Source organism: Tardiphaga sp. 172_B4_N1_3, from assembly GCF_052076035.1.
Classification (GTDB): Bacteria; Pseudomonadota; Alphaproteobacteria; order Rhizobiales; family Xanthobacteraceae; genus Tardiphaga; species Tardiphaga robiniae.
On record NZ_CP197238.1, the window covers coordinates 6218858 to 6238838 of the forward strand.

Sequence of the window (19981 nt, forward strand, 5' to 3'; positions counted from 1 at the left end):
CAGCCGGTCGCTGCAGGAACAGGATTCATGTCGGACACACCACAGCAACTGCTTCATCTGGTCATCGGGGGCGAGCTGACCAACCTGAAAGAGACGACGTTCAAGGATCTCAGCCAGGTTGAAGTCGTCGGCGTCTATCCGAATTACGCGACGGCATTTGTCGCCTGGAAGGCCAAGGCGCAGCAGACCGTCGATAACGCCCACATGCGCTACTTCATCGTCCATCTCCATCGGCTGCTCGATCCGGGTCAAGACGTGAAGCCGACCGCTTGAAACGACTGCTCCGAAACACGCTGCGCAGCAGCTGGGTTCAGCGCGCCGCGGGGTTTCTCGCGGCCGAATTTTTGCGTCTGGTCTGGAAGACCAACACCTTCACCTTCGATCCCGTCGATGTCTATGACATTGTCGAGCCGCAGATGCCGGTCATCCTGGCGTTCTGGCATGGCCAGCACTTCATGACGCCGTTCATCCGGCAGAAGGACTATCGCGGCGCGGTGCTGATCTCGAAGCATCGCGACGGCGAGTTCAATGCGCTGGCCGCCGAGCGCCTTGGGATCGCCACCGTCCGCGGCTCCGGCGATCATGGCGGCGCGTTTCACCGCAAGGGCGGTGTCGGTGCGTTCAAGGAAATGGTGCGGGTGCTGGAGCGCGGCATCAATATGGCGCTGACCGCCGACGTGCCGAAGCGTTCGCGTGTCGCCGGCATGGGCATCATCATGCTGGCGCGTGAAAGCGGCCGGCCGATTATGCCGTTTGCCATGGCCACCAGCCGCTACGTCCAGCTCAACAACTGGGACCGTACCACGATCAATCTGCCTTTCGGTCGCGGCGTGCTGGTCGGCGGTGAACCGCTGAGCGTTCCTGCCGATGCCGACGCTGCCACGATGGAGGCGCTGCGCCTGCAGCTCGAAGCCACGCTGAACGAGGCCACGCAGCGTGCCTATGATGCGGTAGGTCGGCCGGAAGGTGCGCGTCGTGCCTAACGCGCTGCCGATCACGCTGCGCGCCTATCGCAGACTGTCGGCGGTGCTGACGCCGCTTGCGCCCGTCCTGATCAGGCAACGTCTGAAGAATAATAAGGAAGATCCTGCGCGCCTCGACGAGCGTCGCGGCATCTCGCAGCTCGAGCGCCCCGCCGGGCCGTTGGTCTGGATTCACGGCGCCAGCGTCGGCGAAGTGCTGGCGGCGGCAGCGCTGATCGAGCGGCTGCGCGCGCTGGGCATGCGCATCCTGCTGACGTCAGGAACGGTGACCTCGGCCGAGATCATCGCCAAGCGCTTTCCGGCCGATATCATCCATCAATACATTCCCTATGATTCACCGCGTTTCGTGGCGCGCTTCCTCGATCACTGGAAGCCGAGCCTGGCGCTGTTCATCGAGAGCGATCTCTGGCCGAACCTCATCATCTCCGCCGCCAAACGCCGTCTGCCGATGGTGCTGATCAATGCGCGCATGTCGCAGCGCTCGTTCCCGCGCTGGCAGAAATTTTCGGCGACCATCGGCGCCTTGCTCGGCCGTTTCGAGATCTGCCTGGCGCAGTCCGAAACTGACGCCGAGCGCTTCAGCGCGTTGGGGTCGCGCAGCGTCGTTGTCACGGGCAATCTGAAGCTCGACGTGCAGGCGCCGCCGGGTGACGCCGTGAAGCTGGACAAGCTCATGGCCGTGACGCGCGGTCGCCCCATCATCGTCGCATCGTCGACGCATCCCGGCGAAGAAGAGATCATCCTCGAGACTCACAAGGCGCTGACCAGTTTCTTCCCGAAATTGCTGACGGTCATCGTGCCGCGCCACGCCCATCGCGGAGCGGATATCGCGCAGATGATCACGGTGGCAGGTGCGCAGGTTGCCTTGCGCTCGCGCGAGGAATTGCCGCATGCAGGCACTGACATCTATGTCGCCGACACCATGGGTGAGCTCGGCCTGTTCTATCGTCTGTCACCGGTGGTGTTCATCGGCGGCTCGCTGGTGCCGCATGGTGGGCAGAATCCGATTGAAGCCGTGAAGCTCGGTGCGTCCGTGGTGCATGGCCCGCACGTCTTCAATTTCACCGACGTCTATGAGGCGCTGGATGGCGCCGGCGGCGCGAAGCTCGCCGACTCTTCGGAGCAATTGGTGAAACAGCTCGGCCAGATGCTCGGCAACGAGGCGGCACGCGATGCCGCGATCGAGGCCGGGCATCGCGTGGTTGAACGGCTTGGTGGCGCGCTCGATCGCACCCTGCATGCGCTGGAGCCTTATTTGATGCAGCTCCGGCTTGAAGCGGGAGCCTATGATGCGTGAGCCCGCGTTCTGGCAGCCGCCATCGACATGGCTGTCGCGCCTGCTGATGCCACTTGGCGCTATCTATGGCGAGATCGCAGGCAGCCGCATGGCGCGCAAGGGCGTCGATGTCGGCATTCCCGTTCTTTGCGTCGGCAATTATCACGTCGGCGGCGCCGGCAAGACACCGACGACATTGGTGCTGGTGCAAGTGCTGCGCGATTTCGGCGAGACGCCGGTGGTGCTCAGCCGCGGCTATGGCGGCAAGTTGCGCGGCCCGGTGAAAGTCGATCCGTCGAGGCATGTGGCAGCAGATGTCGGCGACGAACCGCTGATGATGGCACGGCAGGTGCCCGTGGTGATCTCCGGGGATCGCGTCGCTGGCGCCGCACTGGCGCGCTCGACCGGCGCCAGCGTCATCGTGATGGATGACGGTTTCCAGAATCCGGCCATCGCCAAGGATGCGTCGTTTATTGTGATCGACAGCAATCGCGGTCTCGGCAACGGCCGAGTGCTGCCCGCGGGACCTTTGCGCGCGCCGCTCGATCTGCAGATCGCACGCACCGATGCGCTCGTCGTGATTGGCGATGGTGTTGCGGCGACGGGCGTTGCGGCGCTGGTCGCGGGCCAGGGCGGTCCGGTGTTGACGGCGCGCCTCGTGCCGGACGAGACGTCAGTGGCGGCCCTGCGCGGCAAGCGCGTGCTGGCCTTTGCGGGAATCGGCGATCCCCAACGCTTCTTCCGGACGTTGCGTCATGCAGGTGTGGACGTGGCTGTGGAGAAAGCCTTCGCCGACCATCATCCGTATGCATCCGATGAGATCGATGCGCTGGCCCTGCAAGCGAAGCGTGATGGGCTAGTGCTGGTGACGACAGAGAAGGACATCGTCAAGCTCAGCAGCATGCCGGCCGCAGCGGAGATCGTATCATTCGCCGTCACGCTGGCCTTTGAAGACAAGGCGGCGCTGCAGGCTTTCGTGATCGAGAAGCTCAATGAGGCGCGGGTGAAATCACTCAAAAGGTAGGATGGATAGGGCCAACGGGTCGCGCGAAGCGCGCCCGATGATAAACTCCGCGAAACCCATCACCTTTCGTGCGGGGAGATGATGGGTTTCGCGAAGACGCTCTACCCATCCTACAAGCTTACTTCTGACCCTTCACCGCATCCGGATAGTGCCGCGCCAGCACGGCATTCGGCACCGCATAGGCTTCCTGCCGATCCACGCTCCAGTATTTCAACTCATCCAGCGGAATGCGTTCGCCTGTGACGGCGCAAGTCACATAGGTGCCGGGCGACACCACGCGAAAATCGCCGTCGAGATATTGCAACTGGGCTTCGCCGTGGCCCGAGGGGCCAAATTTGTTCAGCACGGCTGGTCTCCTGGATCGTCACTAAATCGTCTTGCCGGATCGGTCACCGGCCCTGAATGTCGTCATCTCGTAGCATAAATAGGGCCGCGGCGTCGCCCAATAAAGGCGGCCGCGCAACCTCTAGAACAGGCTGCCCTGATCGATTTTCGTCGCCTTTTTCGGCGCGGCCGGCGACGCAGGCTTTGCTTCACGCGTAGCGGCCGGGCGGTCGCCATCGGCGGTCACGCCGACGCGGCCATCGGCGAATTCGATGCTCAGGCGGGCGCCCGCTCCGACAGTGGCGGCGGCATGCAGTGCCGCGCCTTGCTCGTCGCGCACCAGCGCAAAGCCGCGGGCCAGCACACTGCGATAGGAGAGGGCACTGAGCAACTGGCTCGATGCCTGCACCCGCGCCTGCTGGCGCTGCACCAGTGTCGTCAACGCACGGCGCGCGCGCTCAGTGAGGCGCAGAGCGCGCTCCCGATCGCGCGTGATGGCATTGCGCTGCGCCTGCGCATTGGCGAGCTTGGAGGCCTTCAATCGTGCTTCAAGGCCAGTGAAGCGATCGCGGCGCTGCCGAAGCAGGGCGCGCGCGGAGAGGCTCAAGCGTTCGCCCGATACCGTCAGCCGCTGCGTCGCATGGGCGATCTGTGCGTGCAGCACGCGCAGCGTCAGCCCGGCGCTGGCCTGCGCGAAGCGGCGATGATGCGCATGCGTGTTGGCTTTCAACGCACGCGGCAGCGATGCGGTTGCGCCATCGAGACGCTGGCGCGGAATCGCGAGCAATTCGCTGAGATCCGGCAGGGCACGTGCCGCGGCGCGCAGCTCGTTGCGGCGGGATTCCTGTCCGCGCTGCCAGCACAGCATCATGCGGCGCTCGAAGCCGGATATCTCCACCATCAGTTCGGCGCGCACAGGCACCGCCATTTCGGCGGCCGCTGTCGGCGTCGGCGCGCGCTTGTCGGCAGCGAAATCGATCAGCGTGATGTCGGTCTCGTGGCCCACGGCCGAGATCAGCGGGATCATGCTCTCGGCCGCAGCGCGCACCACGATCTCTTCGTTGAACGACCACAGGTCTTCCAGCGAGCCGCCGCCGCGCGCGACGATCAGCAGATCCGGCCGCGGAATCGTGCCGCCCACCGGCAGCGCATTGAAGCCATGGATCGCGGCCGCGACCTGCTCCGCCGAACCTTCGCCCTGAACTTTCACCGGCCAGACCAGTACGCGGCGCGGGAAGCGGTCTTCAAGGCGATGAAGAATGTCGCGAATGACAGCGCCGGTCGGCGACGTCACCACGCCGATCACTTCCGGCAGCCAAGGCAGCAACTGTTTGCGCGCTTCGTCGAACAGGCCTTCCGCGCCGAGCTTTCGCTTGCGCTCTTCCATCAGCGCCATCAGCGCGCCGACGCCTGCGGGTTCGATGGCCTCGATGACGATCTGGTATTTCGACGAGCCTGGATAGGTGGTCAGCTTGCCGGTGGCGATGACCTCAAGGCCTTCCTGCGGCTTGAATCGCATTCGGCCATGGACGCCCTTCCAGATCACCGCCTCGATCTTGGCGCTCTCGTCCTTGAGCGAGAAATAGCAGTGGCCGGAGGAATGCGGCCCACGAAAACCCGAGATTTCGCCGCGCACCCGCACGTTCCCGTATGTGTCTTCCACCGTCCGTTTCAGGGCTGAGGACAGCTCGGAGACGGTGAATTCGGGGGAATTGGTGAGGGGGGCGGCGGCTTTGGGCATCGAATCTCGGCTTTCAGGATCGTCGCAAAGTAGGGATGTCGGTCGCAAAACGCCAATCAGATATTGATTTACAGATAACTCTGTTGTACAGAGTAATCTGTATTCAGAGAATGGCGGGTATTATGGCGTCGATATTGACCTTCGCGGTCCGTGGCATCGTTTGGCTCCTTGCTGCGGTGGGTCTGGCGGCCCTGGTGCTGGCCGGCATGATTGCGGTGCCGGTTTCCCGGCCCAAGGCACTGGCCTCCATTGCGGACACGGCGCGCAGTGCGTATCGCGGCGACGTGCCGCCACTGCAGTATTTCCAGGCGAGAGACGGCTCGAATCTGGCCTACCGGCGCTACACGCCATCCGGACCGTCCGTGAACCGTGCCGCACTCCTCATTCATGGCTCGTCGGGATCCAGCATAGCGGTGCACGCCCTAGCGAAAGCGCTTGCCGCGCGGGGCGTCGAAAGCATCGCTCCCGACATGCGCGGCCATGGCGCGTCGGGGACCCGCGGCGATATCGCTTATCTCGGGCAGCTCGACGATGATCTCGCAGATCTCGTCGGCCACTTGCGCGGGCAGGGGCTGGCGTCGCCACTGACGCTCGCCGGGCATTCGTCGGGCGGCGGGTTTGCGCTGCGCGTGGCGGGGTCCGTCAATCAGGGGCTTTTCGCACGCACCGTTCTGCTGTCACCTTATCTCGGCCTGAAGTCGCCATCCACACGCGAGAACGCAGGTGGATGGGCCAGTCCAAGTGTGCCGCGCATCATCGCGCTCAGTGTGCTGCAGTCGTTCGGGGTGACATGCTGTACGCAGCTCCCGGTGGTTGCCTTTGCCGTGCAACCGGGGTCGACACGCATTCTGACGTCCGAATATTCGTTTCGGCTGCTGCAGAATTTCGGCACGCATCGCGACTACCGTCTGGATCTCGATCCGGCGAATGGGCCCATATCGGTCATCGCCGGGCGCAATGACGAGCTGATGTTCGCCGACAAATATCGCGAGGCGATGCAGTCGAAAGCCAATATCGACGTGCGCGTCCTCGACGACGCAAATCACATGGACGTCGTCAGCACGGCAAGTTTCGTCGCCGTCGTTGCCGACGATCTCGCAACGAGGTGACACCGTGATCAACAGCCAGGAAGCCAGTGCTGTGTTGATGGAGATCGAGAGCCTCAGTCGGCTGGTCCGGCAGTCGGTGTTCTATCGGCACGCCAGCACGATGCTCATTCTATGGGGCGTTGCGACTTTTATCGGTTATCTGCTCTCGTTCTTCGCGCCTGCTGTGGCTCCCGTCATCTGGTCGGTCGTCATTCTCGCGGGTGTTATCTGCGCGATCATCATCGGGGCCCTCAACAAGAAGCGCGAAGGCGTCAGTACCTTCGATGCCCGTGCAACGGCAGCGTTTATCGCGTTCGTGGCTTTCGGCTGTCTGTGGAGCATCGTTTTCGGGAACATGGCGCCGCGGCAGATCGGCGCGTTCTGGACGACCTACTTCATGTTGCCTTACGTGATGACAGGGTTCTGGTTCGGCCGCGTCTTTGTCGTGATCGGCATGAGCGTGATCGCGCTGACGCTGCTCGGTTACTTCTTCGCCGGACCGTGGTTCACGCTCTGGATGGCTGTCGTCAATGGTGGCGGCCTGTTGCTCGGTGGCCTCTGGATGCGGCGCAGCTGACATGGCCGAACTCGACGACATCATCCATCAGCCTCTGCGGCTCAAGATCATGGCAGCGCTGAACGCTCTGCATCCGACACAGGGGCTGGATTTCCCGCGATTGAAGAAACTGACCGGCGCCACCGATGGCAATCTCGGCGCTCATATCGAGACACTGGCGAAAGCCGGTTATGTCAGCGTCGAAAAGGCCTTTGTCGGCAAGAAGCCGCAGACAACGGTGACGGCCACCGCGACCGGACGTGGCGCCTTCGCGCGGCACGTCGCGACGTTGCGTGAGATCATTGCAACTGCGGAAGGCAAGTAGAGCAAAGCCTGGGAGATTGTCATGGACGTCGCGTGGCGCATTCTGACCAACACGCCGATCTGGGTGTTCGCGTTGCTCGCATTGCTGATCTGGCTCGGAAGCCTGTCGCTCCGGCCGCGAAAGACAGAGCTGCGCCGCTTGCTGATCGTTCCGATGGTGTTTCTCCTGATGGGGCTGTCGCGGCTGATCTTTGCCGGCGGCCAAACGCATCTGATCGGAGCCTGGCTGGCAGCGGCCATCGTGATGGCGGCCGTCGCTCTGTGGATCGGTCCCGGCGAGATGACCGTCGATCGACAGGACGGCACCATTCTGCGCCCCGGGAGCTGGCTGCCGCTGATCCGCAACCTGTCGGTCTTTCTCCTGCAATATGCCGTGGCGGTCGCAACCGCGATGAAGCTGGGTTCGGGTGCTGCCGTCCCGCTGATCGGCCAATTGGTGTCCGGGGCGTGCGCCGGCTATTTCCTTGGCTGGACGGTGGGCTTGATCCGCCGCTATCGCGCGGAAACACATGTCGCCGTCGCTTGACGGGTTGGCCGCCTGGCCGGTTGATTACTCAGACCACTGATTGCTGTCCCGACGCGCCGTGCTAAACGGTGGGCGTGTTTGATTGCAATTGGTCTGGCTGGTTATGAACATTCTCCTCCTCGGTTCCGGTGGTCGCGAACATGCGCTGGCGTGGAAACTCGCCGCGTCGCCACTGCTGACCAAACTCTGGTGCGCGCCAGGTAATGCCGGCATCGCCAAAGAGGCGGAATGTATCGCGCTGGATGTCGCCGACCATGCCGCCGTGATTGCGTTCTGCCGGACCAACAAGGTCGATTTCGTCGTGGTCGGCCCCGAAGCGCCGCTGGCAGCGGGGATCGTCGACGATCTGGCTGCTGCCGGTATCAAGTCGTTCGGACCGAGCAAGGCCGCCGCCCGGCTCGAAGGCTCCAAGGGCTTCACCAAGGATCTCTGCAAGGCCAATAACATTCCGACCGCGGCCTATGAGCGCTTCAGCGATGCGGACGCCGCCAAGGCCTATATCCGCGCGCAGGGTGCGCCGATCGTGATCAAGGCCGATGGTCTTGCCGCCGGCAAGGGCGTGGTCGTTGCGATGACGCTGAAGGAAGCGGAAGACGCCATCGACATGATGCTGGGCGGCGGCTTCGGCGCAGCCGGTGCGGAAGCGGTGGTCGAGGAATTCATGACCGGCGAGGAAGCCTCGTTCTTCGTGCTGTGCGACGGCGAGCATGCACTGCCACTGGTCGCGGCGCAGGATCACAAACGCGCCTTCGACGGCGACAAGGGGCCGAACACCGGCGGCATGGGCGCCTATTCGCCGGCACCGGTTTTTACCGATGCGATCCGCGATCGCACGATGAACGAGATCATTTATCCAACGCTGCGCGCCATGAAGGCGATGGGCAATCCCTACAAAGGCGTGTTGTTCGCGGGCCTGATGATCACGGAAGAAGGCCCAAAGCTGATCGAATACAATGCGCGCTTCGGCGATCCCGAGACCCAGGTGCTGATGGTTCGGCTGATGTCGGATCTGCTGCCGGCCCTGATCGCCTCCTGCGACGGGCAGCTCAAGAATTTCGACCTGCGCTGGTTTCCCGATCCCGCGCTCACCGTGGTGATGGCCGCGAAGGGGTATCCCGGCGACTACGAGAAGGGCACCCGGATTGCCGGGCTCGACCGCGCCGAGAAGATCGACGGCGTCGAGGTGTTTCACGCTGGCACCAAGGCGTCCGGCGACTGGATTCTCGCCAATGGTGGCCGCGTCCTCAACGTGACGGCGTCCGCCAAGACCGTTGCTGAGGCCCAGCGCCGTGCCTATGAAGCCATCGGCCTGATCAACTGGCCCGAAGGTTTCTGCCGCCGCGATATCGGCTGGCAGGCGGTGGCGCGGGAGCGCAAGGGCAAATAACGGTATTCAGGGGTTCCTCTTGGGGAACCGAAGGTTGTATGGCGCGTTGATGGGGCTGTGAGGTACCCATGGCGCACTATTATTTCGACCTCAAGAACGGCACGACACAGCGCGACCATGCTGGTCGGGAGCTGCGCAGCGACGCCGAAGCGATTGCACAGGCTTATGTGATCGCCGACGAAGTCAGCACGCGATTGGCGACGCATGAGGACCATGAGCGCCATATTTGCGTCATTCACGAAGACGGGCACGAAGTAACCCGTATTCCCGTCGATATAGCCGCCAGCAAAGCCTCAGCGCCGCGCTTTAAAAAACTCTCGTAACAGCGTGGCGGACTGGGTTTCGCCCACGGACGGATAGACTTCCGGCGCGTGGTGGCATGTTTTTGCTGCGAAGAAGCGCACGCCGGAATCGACCCCGCCGCCCTTGGGATCGGCTGCGCCGTAATACAGCCGCCGGATCCGGGCGAAGGAGATTGCGCCCGCGCACATGGTGCAGGGCTCCAGGGTCACATACAGGTCGCAGTCGACCAGCCGCTCGCTGCCGAGCCTGGCGGCGGCCTCCCGGATCGCCAGGACTTCGGCATGGGCGGTCGGGTCGCGGTCCCGGAGGGTGCGGTTGCCGGCCGTGGCGATCACCTCGTTATTCCCGACGATGACGCAGCCGATGGGGACTTCACCGGCATTTCCGGCCCTTTCGGCCGCTTTCAGCGCCAGATCCATGAAAGAAGGTGCGGTCAACGGCTCGTTTCCTGCGCAAAACTCTGCTACGGAGTTGCATTCAGCAAAAGTGGATACTGGTTTTGCGTGAGAATGCGCCCCAATGAGCGCGCATTTTCGGCCCGCGAACCCTGTCCGCACCGCTCAACCCAATTCAGCTTCCGCTGCAGTGAGACCTTCATGCCCCGCGACAACGACAAAAACAACGGCCCCTCGCGCGGCCGGCCACCCGGTGGCAAAGGCGGAGCCGGCAAGGGCCGCTCCGGCGCCGCACGTGGACCCGACAAGAAATTCGCCAAGCGCGACGGCACATATACCCCGAAGCCGCCCGGTGCCGGTGGCGGCGAGAAGCGATCTTTCGGTGGCAAGCCTTCTGGCGGCAAATCTTTTGGCGCCAAGTCTTTTGGATCGAAGCCTTACGCCGGCAAGCGCGATGACGACCGTGCGCCGCGCCGCGACTACGGCGATGCGCCGCGACGCGATCGTGACGATGCGCGTCCGGCCCGCTTCAACCGCGACGACCGTCCCGCGCGCAGCGGTGGCGGTGATCGTCCAGACCGTGGGCCGCGTAAGGATTTCGGTGACCGCGAGAAGCGTCCCTATTCACCGCGCGCCGGCGCCGGTGGCGGCGACAAACGTCCCTACAGCCCACGCGGAGAGGCACCGCGCGGCGACCGTCCGAATTTCAACAGGGATGATCGCGCCCCGCGTGGCGACCGCGGCGATGCGCGTCCGGCCGGACGTTTTTCCGACAAGAAGTTCGGCGAGCGGAAGCCCTACGCGCCGCGCGACGGTGGCGGTGAGAAACGCCCCTACACGCCGCGCGGCGAAGGCTTTCGCGGCGGCGATGGTGATCGTCCGCGTCCGCGCTTTGATCGCCCGCAAGGCGATCGCAACGATCGCCCACAGCGTGATCGCAGTGATCGTCCGCAGGGCGATCGTCCGTTCAGTCCGCGCCCGTCGCGTGATGGCGATCGCCCCCGCGGCGACCGGCCCTTCAGCGCCGAGAAGAAGTTCGGCGGCGACAAGAAATTCTCCCGCGGTGCGCCGGATCGCGGCGGCCCGCGCAAGAGCTTTGGCGATCGTCCCGATCGCGGTGATCGTGGCGGGCGTGATTTCGAGCGCGGCCCTGATCGCAGCGAGCAGAAGCCTTGGCAGAAGCGCGAAGGCGGGGCGGATGATCGCGGCAGCCGCAGCGCGCGTCCGCCGCGCGATGGCGCGCGCAATTTCGACCGGCCGAAATTCGACAGGCCCAAATTCGAGCGTCCGCGCGATGATCGCCCCGAGCGCAGCGACAGCGAACGTCCGCGTTTCTCGCGTCCGCGTGAGGACCGTCCAAGCTTCGATCGTCCGCGCGAGCCGCGTGGCCGCACCGACTGGCAGGAGCATGGTCGCAGCGAGGCTCGCGACGGCGACGAGCGTCCGCGTCGCGAGAATGAGGACGACAGCAGGATTTTCGCCAAGCGTCCTGCATTCGGCGGCCGTGGTGAATATCGCGAGCGCGATCCGGAAGCGCGCCGCCCGGCGCGCGTTCCCGCGGCCAAGAAGGCCGGCGAGCGTATCGCCAAGGTCGTGTCGCGCGCGGGCCTGTGCTCGCGCCGCGATGCCGAGGAATGGGTCACGCAGGGCCGTGTTGCCGTCAATGGCCGCGTCATCAACTCGCCGGCGCTGGACGTCAGCACCAACGACGTGATCACCGTCGACGGCAAGCCGTTGCCGGCGCCGGAGCGCACGCGCTTGTTCCTGTATCACAAGCCGCGCGGCCTGATGACGACCCATGCCGATCCCGAGGGACGGCCGACGGTGTTCGATCATCTGCCCGAAGGCCTGCCGCGTCTGATTTCGATCGGCCGGCTCGATTTCAACACCGAAGGCCTGCTCCTGCTGACCAATGACGGCGGCCTTGCGCGCACGCTGGAACTGCCGGAGACTGGCTGGCTACGCCGCTATCGCGTGCGTGCCCATGGCGAAGTCACGCAGGCACAGCTCAACGAGCTCAAGAACGGCGTCGAGGTCGACGGCGTCAAATATGGCTCGATCGATGCGACGCTGGAGCGCGACAAGAGCGCCAATGTCTGGATCGTGTTCGCGATCCGTGAAGGCAAGAACCGCGAAGTGCGTAACGTGCTGGCGCATCTGGGCCTCGAGGTGAACCGGCTGATCCGCATCTCCTACGGTCCGTTCCAGCTCGGCGAGATCGAGGAAGGCGAGGTCGACGAGGTGAAGACCCGCGTGCTGCGCGAGCAGCTTGGTGAGAAGATCGCGGATGCCTCGGGCGCCGATTTCGGTCGGCAACTGCCGAGCAAAGGCGATGTCTCGCTCGACCCGGTGATCGTGAAGAAGCCGGTTCTGAAGCGCTCCACGGTGGAAGACCGCAAGGGCCGTCGCATTCTGGTGCAGCGCGCCGGCTCGGAAGAGTCGCGTGCCCGCAACGAGGACGCAGCTACCTTCGGCGGCCCGCCGAAGAAGCCGAAGCGCGGCTATCACGGCAAGCGCGATCTGAAGCCGCGGGACGCGTAAGAGAAGTCAAAGAGAAATACGATGTACATCGCGACGGCAGTTGTGCTCCCTCCCCCCTTGCGGGGGAGGGTCGGGGAGGGGGGTCCACGAGCGAAGGCCTTACCGTGGGGCGGGCCCCCCCCCCCCCCCCCCCCCCCCCGGGGGGGGGGGGGGGGCGCCCCCCCCCCCCCCCCCCGCGGGGCACTAGGGGGGGGGGCGGGGGGGGGGGGGGGGGGGGGGGGGGGGGGGGGGGGGGGGGGGGGGGGGGGGGGGGGGGGGGGGGGGGGGGGGGGGGGGGGGGGGGGGGGGGGGGGGGCCGGGGGGGGGGGGGGGGGGGGGGGGGGGGCCCCCCCCCGCGGGGGGGGGGGGGGGGGGGGGGGGGGGGCCCCTCCACGAGCGAAGGCCTTACCGTGGGGCACCCCCACCCCCGACCCCTCCCCGCAAGGGGGAGGGGAGTTCACAGCGCCCGCGGCAGCGGCGCAGTATTCGTTGCGAGGCATCTGATGCGTGTCGTCGGTGGCCGGCTGAAGGGCCGCAACATCGCGTCGCCCACGACGCAGGCGATCCGTCCCACGGCGGATCGACTGCGCGAGTCGTTGTTCAATATCCTGATCCACGCTTACGAAAGTCCGATCGCTGACGCACGCGTGCTCGATCTGTTTGCCGGCACCGGCGCGCTTGGCATCGAGGCCGTATCGCGCGGCGCCAAGTTCACGCTGTTCGTCGACAACGGGTCCGAGGCGCGCGCGCTGCTCCGCAACAATGTCGAGGCGCTCGGTCTCGGCGGCGTGACCAAAGTGTATCGCCGCGACGCCGCCGATCTCGGTCCCGCCCATCCGGTCGAGCCGTTCTCACTTGTGTTCCTCGATCCGCCCTATCGCATGAAGCTTGCCGAAAAGGCGCTGGCCTCGCTGCGCGATGGTGGCTGGCTGACGCCGGGCGCTTTGCTGGTGGTGGAAGAGGCGAAGGATGCTGCCTTTGCGGCGCCCGACGGGTTCGAAGAACTCGAGCGCCGGGCCTATGACGATACCGAGTTTACGTTTCTGCGATCTGTGTAAGAAGACGTCAAAAGGAGCCGCCGATGTCTGCGATCGAATACACCTGGGATCACGTCCATATCCGCACGCCGGACACCGAAGCCACCGCGCAGTGGTTTGCCGACATGCTCGGCGCGGAGATTCTGCGCGCGCCTGGCCGCATCGATATCAGGCTCGGCGGCGGCATGATCTTCCTGGCCCCCGTGACGCCGGAAATGGGCGTCAACCCGCCGCCGGTCACGCCCTATCAGGGCCTCGATCATTTCGGCCTGAAGGTGAAGGACATCGATGCCGTGGCCGCTTCGCTGAAGGCCAAGGGCGTCGAGTTCACCAAGGAGCCCCATACGCTGAAGCCCGGCCTGCGCATCTGCTTCATCCGCGCGCCGCAGGGCGTGTCGATCGAGCTGCTCGAGCGCGATCCGAAATATACGTGAGTCGAGCACCAGCCCGTCCACGTCATTGCGAGGAGCGAAGCGACGCGGCAATCCAGTCTTCGCTTGCGGCTCTGGATTGCTTCGCTGCGCTCGCAATGACGGCTGAGGGGTCTATCGTCGCCCGAACAGCTTCTCGATATCGCTGAGCTTCAGCTCGACATAAGTCGGCCGGCCGTGATTGCACTGGCCGGAATTTGGCGTGTCTTCCATTTCGCGCAGCAGGGCGTTCATTTCCTCGGGCCGCAGGCGGCGGCCTGAGCGCACCGAGCCGTGGCAGGCCATGGTCGCGGCCACATGCAGCAGCCGGCGCTCCAGCGGCAGCGCCTCGTCCCATTCGGCCATATGTTCGGCGAGATCGCGCAGCAGCGACGCGGCATTGGTCTTGCCGAGCAGCGACGGTGTCTCGCGCACGGCAATGGCGCCGGGGCCGAAACTGTCGATGGCGAGGCCATAGCTTGCGAGTTCCTCGGCGCGATCGAACAGTTTCTCCACGATGGCCTCGTCCATTTCGACGATCTCGGGGATCAGCAGGATCTGTCGCTGCACGCCATTGGCGGCCAGTGATGCCTTCAGCCGCTCATAGACGATACGTTCATGCGCGGCGTGCTGATCGACCACGATCATGCCGTCGCGGGTCTGCGCGATGATGTAGTTCTCATGCACCTGCGCACGCGCGGCACCGAGCGGCCGGTCGACCAGATCGGTCTGCGGCGTCTCTTCAAAACGCACATCGGCCGTGGGCGTGCCGACATCGAATGCCGCCTGGCTGCGTTCGGCAAACGCCGCCGAACCATCGAAGCCCGGCATTGGATTGACCGGATAGGCCGGCGAGCGCTGCCAGTCCCAGTTCGCATTCGGGCGCGGCGCAAAATTCGGGGCGAAGTTGGGGCGGAACGAGTCCAGCACGGCGCCGTCGCTATTTGCCGCGGTGCGGCGTCCTTCGCGGGCGAGGCCTTCTTTCAGGGCATGCACGATCAGCCCGCGCACCAGCCCGGCATTGCGGAAACGCACTTCGGTCTTGGCCGGATGCACATTGGCATCGACCTCCGTTGGGTCGAGCGTGACGAACAGCGCGACGATCGGATGGCGGTCGCGGGGCAGATAATCGGAATAGGCTGCGCGCACCGCACCGATGATCAGCTTGTCGCGGACCGGACGGCCATTGACGAACAGATACTGTCCAAGCGCATTGGCGCGGGTCAGCGATGGCGCCGCAGCAAAACCTTCAACCACCACGCCTTCGCGCTCGCTGCGCACTTCAATGGCACTGAGACGAAACTCAGGCCCGAGAATGTCGCCAAGCCGCGTCAACTGTCCGGCCGGCCCGGGCAGGGCCGCCGCCCATGTCACCGGTGCGCGTTCTTCGCCGGCCATGGTGAAGGCGATATCCGGCCGCGCCATTGCGAGGCGGCGGACGACTTCGCGGATCGCGTCGGCTTCGGTGCGGTCGGTCTTGAGAAATTTCAGCCGGGCAGGCGTCGCGTAGAACAGATCGCTGACCTCGACGCGGGTGCCCTGCGACAGCGCGGCGGGCGCGATCGGCGATTTCTCGCCGCCATCGACGGTACGCGACCAGGCATGCGGTTCCGACGCGTGGCGTGTGGTGATGCTCAGCCGCGCCACCGACCCGATGGAGGGCAGGGCCTCGCCGCGAAAACCGAGGGTGCGGATCTGCAGCAGGTCCTCGTCATCGAGCTTCGAGGTGGCGTGGCGGTCCACGGCCAGGGTGAGATCGCCATGAGTCATGCCGCCGCCGTCATCGGTGATGGCGATCTTCCGCCGTCCGCCACCATCGGTGAAAATCTCGACCCGGGAGGCGCCGGCATCGATGGCATTCTCCACCAGCTCTTTCACGACACTGGCCGGCCGCTCGACCACCTCGCCGGCGGCGATGCGGTTGACGATGGTTTCGGGTAATTGGCGGACGGGCATGGATCTCGGGGCGTGGTGATGGGTCGGGGATATGTAGGGAACCTGAAGCGCCATTCTATGGCCCCGGGCGCCTGATGTCCCCGCCGCAGCCCGCTTTTCCCCGGTTCTGGCTTTTTGTTTCGACGCGTTTTCCTGACGCGAACCGGTATCCACTTCGCTCGAAAACGCTTTAAGCGAATCGGCCGCCTTTCTGGATCACCTCGATCTTGTAGCCGTCGGGGTCGGTGGCGAAGAAGAACTGCGCCAGCGTGCGGCCCTCATGCTTGAAATCGCGCAGCGGCCCGGGCGCGAGCTTCTCGCGCTCGAAGCGGGCATGTTCCGCCGCCACGTCGTCCACGACGACGGCGAGATGGCCGTAACCGTCGCCCAGCACATAGGGCTCGGTGCGGTCGAAATTCACCGTCAGTTCGAGTTCGAAGGGCGAGGAGGGGTGGCGCAGATAGATCAGCGCAAAGTCGGGAAATGCGATGCGCTCGGCAATCTCGAGGCCAAAAGCGCGTTTGTAGAAGTCCAGTGCGCGCGCTTCGTCGAGCACGCGGATCATGGAGTGAACGGGTTTGGCCATCGGGGTATTCCTTGAAGAGATGGTTCGGAGTGGTAGCTCCGCCGCTCAGTCGTCGAAACGCCCGCCGCGGCCAGCCTTGACGTCGCTGCGGCGCTTCTTGCCGTCGAGGCGGCGCATTTTCGAGCCGAGCGTCGGCTTGGTGGCCCGCCGCGGCGCCTGCCGGAAGGCGGCTTCCTGCATCAGTTCGACCAGCCGCTCGATGGCGTCGGCCTTGTTGCGCTCCTGGGTGCGGAAGCGCTGGGCGTGGATCACGATCACGCCGTCCTTGGTCATGCGCTGGCCGGCGAGGGTGCGCAGGCGGATCGCGGTGTCCTCCGGCAGCGCCAGCTTGCGGCTGTCGAAGCGCAATTGCGCGGCGGTGGAAACCTTGTTGACGTTCTGTCCGCCAGGTCCGGACGCGCGGACGAAGACGATATCGATATCGTCTTCGTCGATGGCGATGGAGCGGGTGATCCGGAGCAGCATTCTGTCTCCGTAGCACAGGATACCGCGTTTTGCTTGGTGCACCCGTGCGCTTGATCGCAGATCGCAAAGATATGCCCGGGACATAGCGGCAATGCTGGAACTGGCGCCCTGCCGAGGCTTATCGTTGCACCATCAGTCAATCCGGACGTCTCATGACCAAGACCCCCCGCAATATTCTCACCATCGATATCGGCGGTACCCATGTGAAGGTGATGACCAGCCGTGAAGGGATCAAACGCGAATTCGAATCCGGTCCAGACCTGTCCGCGAAGGAAATGGTGCGCAAGGTCAAGGCGCTGACTAAAGACTGGCGCTATGACGTCGTCTCAGCCGGCTATCCCGGCCCGGTGGCCGGCAATCGTCCGCTCAAGGAGCCACACAATCTCGGCACGGGCTGGAAGGGTTTCGATTTCGAACGGGCATTCCGCAAGCCCACGAAGCTTGTGAACGACGCCATGATGCAAGCGGTCGGCAGCTATGATGGCGGCCGGATGCTGTTTCTCGGCCTCGGCACCGGACTGGGTGCGGCCATGATCATCGATGGTCTGTCCGAGCCGATGGAGCTCGGTCATCTGCCCTATCGTCACAAGACATTCGAGGATTATGTCGGCGCAGCCGGCCTGAAGCGGCTGGGCAAGAAGAAGTGGCGGCAGCGCGTGGCTGATGTCGTTGCTGATCTGACGGCTGCGCTGGAGCCCGACTATACGGTGCTCGGCGGTGGCAATGTGTGGATGCTCGACAAACTCCCGCGCAAGACCCGGCGCGGCGACAACGCGAATGCGTTCAAAGGCGGCTTCCGGCTCTGGGATCCACCGAAGCCCGTGAAGCGCGGCTAGGACCGCCGTGACCCGCTGCGTTCGACCAGCTTCACCATGACCTGCAGCGCATGGTTGGTTGGCGTCGGAATCCCATGCTCCAGGCCCTTGCGGACAATGAAGCCGTTGAGGAAGTCGATCTCCGACGGCTTGCCACGCGCGAGATCCTGCGACGTCGACGATTGCTGAAGCGGCATGCTGGCGGCGAGGGCGAGGGTCTTGTCCAGGAGGTCGGCGGGCAGCGACACGCCGCAGGCGCGCGCTACAGCTAGGCATTCGGTAACGGCATCGGTCACGATGTCAGGCACGCCCTCGACCTTGAACATCTCGCCATAGGCAATCCCGGCCACCGCCGACAGCGCGTTATAGGCGCAGTTGTTGATAAGCTTGGACCACTGCACCGCGTCGATGTCTCCGGCGACGGCGGTCGGCACGCCGGCATCGGACAGCAGCTTCGCAAGCGCGTCGCTCTCGGGCGATGCGCCGATGATCAACTCGCCGCGTCCGTTGTGCTTAATGTGGCCTGGACCCGGCATCTCGGCGGCCACATAGACCGCTGCAGCGATCACCGGCTGGCTGAGGATGGCGCGCAGGCGCTCGGGATTGTCGACGCCGTTCTGCAAGCTCAGCACGATGGAATTGGCTTTGAGCACCGGCTTCAGCGCGGCCGCCGAACTGTCGGTATCGCCGGACTTCACGGCGAACAGAACGAGGTCCGGCGGCGCGAGATCGGTGCTCTGCGTCACCGCCTTCGCTGGAATGAAACCGTCGAACTCGGCGCTCTCGAACCGAAGGCCGTGCGCATTGATCGCATCGACATGGATCTGGCGTCCGACCAATGTCACGTCATGGCCGGCGCGCAGCAGCTTGGCGCCATAGTAGCAGCCGACCGCGCCAGCACCGATCACCGCGATCCGCATGGCGGCGCCTCAGTTGGCCTTCGGCGCCGGGGCCACCGGCGCTGCGGCCGCCTGCGGCGCGCGGCCGACGACGACGGTCAGCAGGCCATCCGCCCACAGCTTCTTGGCTGCCGCCTTGGCCTGATCCAGCGTCACAGCGTCGACCACGGCATTGCGCTTCTCGATGTAATCGATCGGCAGTCTGTCGAGCTGGTATTGCAGCAGCGCGCCGGCCAGTTTCGACGACGTGTCGAGCGCCAGCATCTGCGAACCCTTGAGATAGGACTTCGCCTCGTCCAGCTCGCGCTGGGTCGGACCCTGCTCGGCCATGCGTTTTACTTCGCTGGTCACGGTATCGACCGTCTCGGTGGCCCGGTCGGCGCGAGTCGCGGTGCTGCCGATATAGATGCCGGAATGCTGCATCCACAGCAGCGAGCCACTGACGGAATAGACCAGGCCGCGCTTCTCGCGCACTTCGTGATACAGCCGCGACGACAGCGTGCCGCCGCCGAGGATGTGATTGACGATATAGGCAGCCATGAAGTTCGGATCGTCGCGTTTGACGCCGGGGCTGCCGAAGGTGATGACCGTCTGCGGCACGTCCAGCGTCACGGATTCCTTCTGCGGCGGCTTGGCCGCTGTGACTTCCGGGATCGGCGTCAGTGTCGCCTTGGCGGGCAGGCCGCCGAAGGTCTTGTCCAGCAATGTCGCGAGCGTGTCGGAATCGATGTCACCGACCACCGCAATCTTCAGCGTGTCTTTCGCGACGATGCGTTGCTTGTAGGCCTTGATGTCGTCGACATTGATGGTCGGCACGTCGGTCAGGCTGCCATTGGACGGCCGGCTATAGGGATGGTCGCCGAATGCCACCTGCAGAAACTTGCGCGTCGCCAGCGAATTCGGGTTCGAGGTTTCGCGGCGCAGGCCGGACATGATCTGCGCGCGGATGCGCTCGACATCGGGAGCGTCGAAGCGTGGCGACGTCAAAGCGAGGCGGGCGAGGTCGAATGCTTCGTCACGATGCTCTTTCAGCATGCGCAGCGAGCCACGCAGGTAATCGCGCTGGGCGTTGAAGTTGAGCTCGATGGCGCGGCGTTCCATGCGATCGCGGAAGGTCGTGGAATCGAGATCGCCCGCGCCTTCGTCCATCAGGCTGGCCACCATGTTGGCAGTGCCGGATTTATCCTTCGGATCCTGTGCCGCACCGCCGCCGAACGCATATTCCATTGCGATCAGGGGAACGGTTGCATCCTGCACGAACCAGGCTTCGATGCCGCCCGGCGTCACGAGCCGCTGCACCTTGGCGGCGGCGAAAGATGGCGTCACCGTCAGGGTGACAAGTGAGAAGGCGGTGGCGACGGCAATGCCGAGGCGGCCGGCGTTGAAG

General features: G+C 64.8%; 22 protein-coding genes. 14 read left to right on the top strand and 8 right to left on the bottom strand.

Annotated elements, in window-relative coordinates:
• Positions 1-27: 27 nt before the first annotated feature.
• The 4 genes from AB7783_RS29315 to lpxK are packed head-to-tail and all read left to right on the top strand — an operon-like array spanning position 28 to position 3283.
• Positions 28-273: a DUF4170 domain-containing protein gene (locus tag AB7783_RS29315; protein WP_441279572.1), complete on the top strand. Its 246-nt coding sequence runs from the start codon at positions 28-30 to the stop codon at positions 271-273.
• Entirely contained in the window at positions 270-983 is a 714-nt protein-coding gene (locus AB7783_RS29320) for a lysophospholipid acyltransferase family protein (protein ID WP_089261893.1), read from the top strand. Before AB7783_RS29315 ends, AB7783_RS29320 begins: the two co-directional genes overlap by 4 nt.
• Positions 976-2280, top strand: a complete 1305-nt coding sequence (locus tag AB7783_RS29325) for a 3-deoxy-D-manno-octulosonic acid transferase (RefSeq protein WP_441279573.1) — start codon at positions 976-978, stop codon at positions 2278-2280. The genes AB7783_RS29320 and AB7783_RS29325 overlap by 8 nt, the downstream gene beginning before the upstream one ends.
• A complete protein-coding gene (gene lpxK / locus AB7783_RS29330; RefSeq protein ID WP_441279574.1) occupies positions 2273-3283 on the top strand; it encodes a tetraacyldisaccharide 4'-kinase in 1011 nt (336 codons plus the stop codon). Before AB7783_RS29325 ends, lpxK begins: the two co-directional genes overlap by 8 nt.
• 118 nt (positions 3284-3401) lie before the next feature.
• Here lpxK and AB7783_RS29335 read toward each other — a convergent pair whose 3' ends face one another.
• Both AB7783_RS29335 and xseA read right to left on the bottom strand, forming a co-directional pair.
• Complete coding sequence (locus AB7783_RS29335) at positions 3402-3629, bottom strand: DUF2093 domain-containing protein (protein WP_441279575.1); 228 nt, start codon at positions 3627-3629, stop codon at positions 3402-3404.
• Between the two features lie 120 nt (positions 3630-3749).
• A complete protein-coding gene (gene xseA, locus AB7783_RS29340) occupies positions 3750-5348 on the bottom strand; it encodes an exodeoxyribonuclease VII large subunit (RefSeq protein ID WP_441279576.1) in 1599 nt (532 codons plus the stop codon).
• A gap of 122 nt (positions 5349-5470) precedes the next feature.
• On the opposite strand from xseA, the gene AB7783_RS29345 reads away from it, so the two are divergent.
• From AB7783_RS29345 to AB7783_RS29370, 6 genes are all read left to right on the top strand, one after another.
• Complete coding sequence (locus AB7783_RS29345) at positions 5471-6457, top strand: alpha/beta hydrolase (RefSeq protein ID WP_441279577.1); 987 nt, start codon at positions 5471-5473, stop codon at positions 6455-6457.
• A gap of 4 nt (positions 6458-6461) precedes the next feature.
• Positions 6462-7013: a hypothetical protein gene (locus AB7783_RS29350; RefSeq protein WP_441279578.1), complete on the top strand. Its 552-nt coding sequence runs from the start codon at positions 6462-6464 to the stop codon at positions 7011-7013.
• 1 nt (position 7014) lies between these two features.
• Complete coding sequence (locus AB7783_RS29355) at positions 7015-7317, top strand: winged helix-turn-helix domain-containing protein (RefSeq protein ID WP_120288568.1); 303 nt, start codon at positions 7015-7017, stop codon at positions 7315-7317.
• Between the two features lie 21 nt (positions 7318-7338).
• Positions 7339-7842 carry a DUF6622 family protein gene (locus AB7783_RS29360; protein ID WP_441279579.1) on the top strand — a complete coding sequence of 168 codons (504 nt, stop codon included), beginning with the start codon at positions 7339-7341 and terminating at the stop codon, positions 7840-7842.
• 103 nt (positions 7843-7945) lie between these two features.
• Entirely contained in the window at positions 7946-9229 is a 1284-nt protein-coding gene (gene purD / locus AB7783_RS29365) for a phosphoribosylamine--glycine ligase (protein WP_441279580.1), read from the top strand.
• Between the two features lie 68 nt (positions 9230-9297).
• A complete protein-coding gene (locus AB7783_RS29370) occupies positions 9298-9552 on the top strand; it encodes a DUF6894 family protein (protein WP_120288571.1) in 255 nt (84 codons plus the stop codon).
• Here the strand turns inward: AB7783_RS29370 and AB7783_RS29375 are convergent.
• Complete coding sequence (locus AB7783_RS29375; protein ID WP_441279581.1) at positions 9523-9969, bottom strand: nucleoside deaminase; 447 nt, start codon at positions 9967-9969, stop codon at positions 9523-9525. The two genes, AB7783_RS29370 and AB7783_RS29375, sit on opposite strands and share 30 nt — an antisense overlap.
• Positions 9970-10128: 159 nt before the next feature.
• On the opposite strand from AB7783_RS29375, the gene AB7783_RS29380 reads away from it, so the two are divergent.
• The 3 genes from AB7783_RS29380 to AB7783_RS29390 all read left to right on the top strand — a co-directional run bounded on the left by AB7783_RS29380 (position 10129) and on the right by AB7783_RS29390 (position 13918).
• Positions 10129-12468 (top strand): pseudouridine synthase, encoded by a 2340-nt coding sequence (locus tag AB7783_RS29380; protein WP_441279582.1) that lies wholly within the window; start codon positions 10129-10131, stop codon positions 12466-12468.
• A gap of 482 nt (positions 12469-12950) precedes the next feature.
• Positions 12951-13505 (top strand): 16S rRNA (guanine(966)-N(2))-methyltransferase RsmD, encoded by a 555-nt coding sequence (rsmD, locus tag AB7783_RS29385; protein ID WP_439062912.1) that lies wholly within the window; start codon positions 12951-12953, stop codon positions 13503-13505.
• A gap of 23 nt (positions 13506-13528) precedes the next feature.
• Positions 13529-13918: a VOC family protein gene (locus tag AB7783_RS29390; protein ID WP_089261869.1), complete on the top strand. Its 390-nt coding sequence runs from the start codon at positions 13529-13531 to the stop codon at positions 13916-13918.
• 111 nt (positions 13919-14029) lie between these two features.
• Here the strand turns inward: AB7783_RS29390 and mutL are convergent, their stop codons facing one another.
• The 3 genes from mutL to arfB all read right to left on the bottom strand — a co-directional run bounded on the left by mutL (position 14030) and on the right by arfB (position 16877).
• Positions 14030-15850: a DNA mismatch repair endonuclease MutL gene (gene mutL, locus AB7783_RS29395; protein ID WP_441279583.1), complete on the bottom strand. Its 1821-nt coding sequence runs from the start codon at positions 15848-15850 to the stop codon at positions 14030-14032.
• 169 nt (positions 15851-16019) lie between these two features.
• Positions 16020-16415 carry a VOC family protein gene (locus tag AB7783_RS29400; RefSeq protein ID WP_441231683.1) on the bottom strand — a complete coding sequence of 132 codons (396 nt, stop codon included), beginning with the start codon at positions 16413-16415 and terminating at the stop codon, positions 16020-16022.
• A 45-nt stretch (positions 16416-16460) separates the two neighbouring features.
• On the bottom strand, positions 16461-16877 hold the full coding sequence (arfB, locus tag AB7783_RS29405; RefSeq protein ID WP_089263593.1) for an alternative ribosome rescue aminoacyl-tRNA hydrolase ArfB: 417 nt from the start codon (positions 16875-16877) through the stop codon (positions 16461-16463).
• A gap of 155 nt (positions 16878-17032) precedes the next feature.
• On the opposite strand from arfB, the gene AB7783_RS29410 reads away from it, so the two are divergent.
• Positions 17033-17716, top strand: coding sequence for an ROK family protein (locus AB7783_RS29410; RefSeq protein WP_441279584.1), 684 nt, complete (start codon positions 17033-17035; stop codon positions 17714-17716).
• Here the strand turns inward: AB7783_RS29410 and AB7783_RS29415 are convergent.
• Positions 17713-18615: a ketopantoate reductase family protein gene (locus tag AB7783_RS29415; RefSeq protein ID WP_441279585.1), complete on the bottom strand. Its 903-nt coding sequence runs from the start codon at positions 18613-18615 to the stop codon at positions 17713-17715. The two genes, AB7783_RS29410 and AB7783_RS29415, sit on opposite strands and share 4 nt — an antisense overlap.
• A gap of 9 nt (positions 18616-18624) precedes the next feature.
• On the bottom strand, positions 18625-19959 hold the full coding sequence (locus AB7783_RS29420; RefSeq protein WP_441279779.1) for a M16 family metallopeptidase: 1335 nt from the start codon (positions 19957-19959) through the stop codon (positions 18625-18627).
• Positions 19960-19981 lie beyond the last annotated feature (22 nt).

Bases quoted from the DNA above. Each gene is read 5' to 3' on its own strand.
- AB7783_RS29415 (WP_441279585.1), bottom strand. From the start codon at position 18,615: ATGCGGATCGCGGTGATCGGTGCTGGCGCGGTCGGCTGCTACTATGGC.
- purD (WP_441279580.1), top strand. From the start codon at position 7,946: ATGAACATTCTCCTCCTCGGTTCCGGTGGTCGCGAACATGCGCTGGCG.
- AB7783_RS29390 (WP_089261869.1), top strand. From the start codon at position 13,529: ATGTCTGCGATCGAATACACCTGGGATCACGTCCATATCCGCACGCCG.
- lpxK (WP_441279574.1), top strand. From the start codon at position 2,273: ATGCGTGAGCCCGCGTTCTGGCAGCCGCCATCGACATGGCTGTCGCGC.
- AB7783_RS29315 (WP_441279572.1), top strand. From the start codon at position 28: ATGTCGGACACACCACAGCAACTGCTTCATCTGGTCATCGGGGGCGAG.
- mutL (WP_441279583.1), bottom strand. From the start codon at position 15,850: ATGCCCGTCCGCCAATTACCCGAAACCATCGTCAACCGCATCGCCGCC.
- AB7783_RS29370 (WP_120288571.1), top strand. From the start codon at position 9,298: ATGGCGCACTATTATTTCGACCTCAAGAACGGCACGACACAGCGCGAC.
- AB7783_RS29360 (WP_441279579.1), top strand. From the start codon at position 7,339: ATGGACGTCGCGTGGCGCATTCTGACCAACACGCCGATCTGGGTGTTC.
- AB7783_RS29345 (WP_441279577.1), top strand. From the start codon at position 5,471: ATGGCGTCGATATTGACCTTCGCGGTCCGTGGCATCGTTTGGCTCCTT.
- AB7783_RS29410 (WP_441279584.1), top strand. From the start codon at position 17,033: ATGACCAAGACCCCCCGCAATATTCTCACCATCGATATCGGCGGTACC.
- AB7783_RS29355 (WP_120288568.1), top strand. From the start codon at position 7,015: ATGGCCGAACTCGACGACATCATCCATCAGCCTCTGCGGCTCAAGATC.
- xseA (WP_441279576.1), bottom strand. From the start codon at position 5,348: ATGCCCAAAGCCGCCGCCCCCCTCACCAATTCCCCCGAATTCACCGTC.
- AB7783_RS29380 (WP_441279582.1), top strand. From the start codon at position 10,129: ATGCCCCGCGACAACGACAAAAACAACGGCCCCTCGCGCGGCCGGCCA.
- AB7783_RS29400 (WP_441231683.1), bottom strand. From the start codon at position 16,415: ATGGCCAAACCCGTTCACTCCATGATCCGCGTGCTCGACGAAGCGCGC.
- rsmD (WP_439062912.1), top strand. From the start codon at position 12,951: ATGCGTGTCGTCGGTGGCCGGCTGAAGGGCCGCAACATCGCGTCGCCC.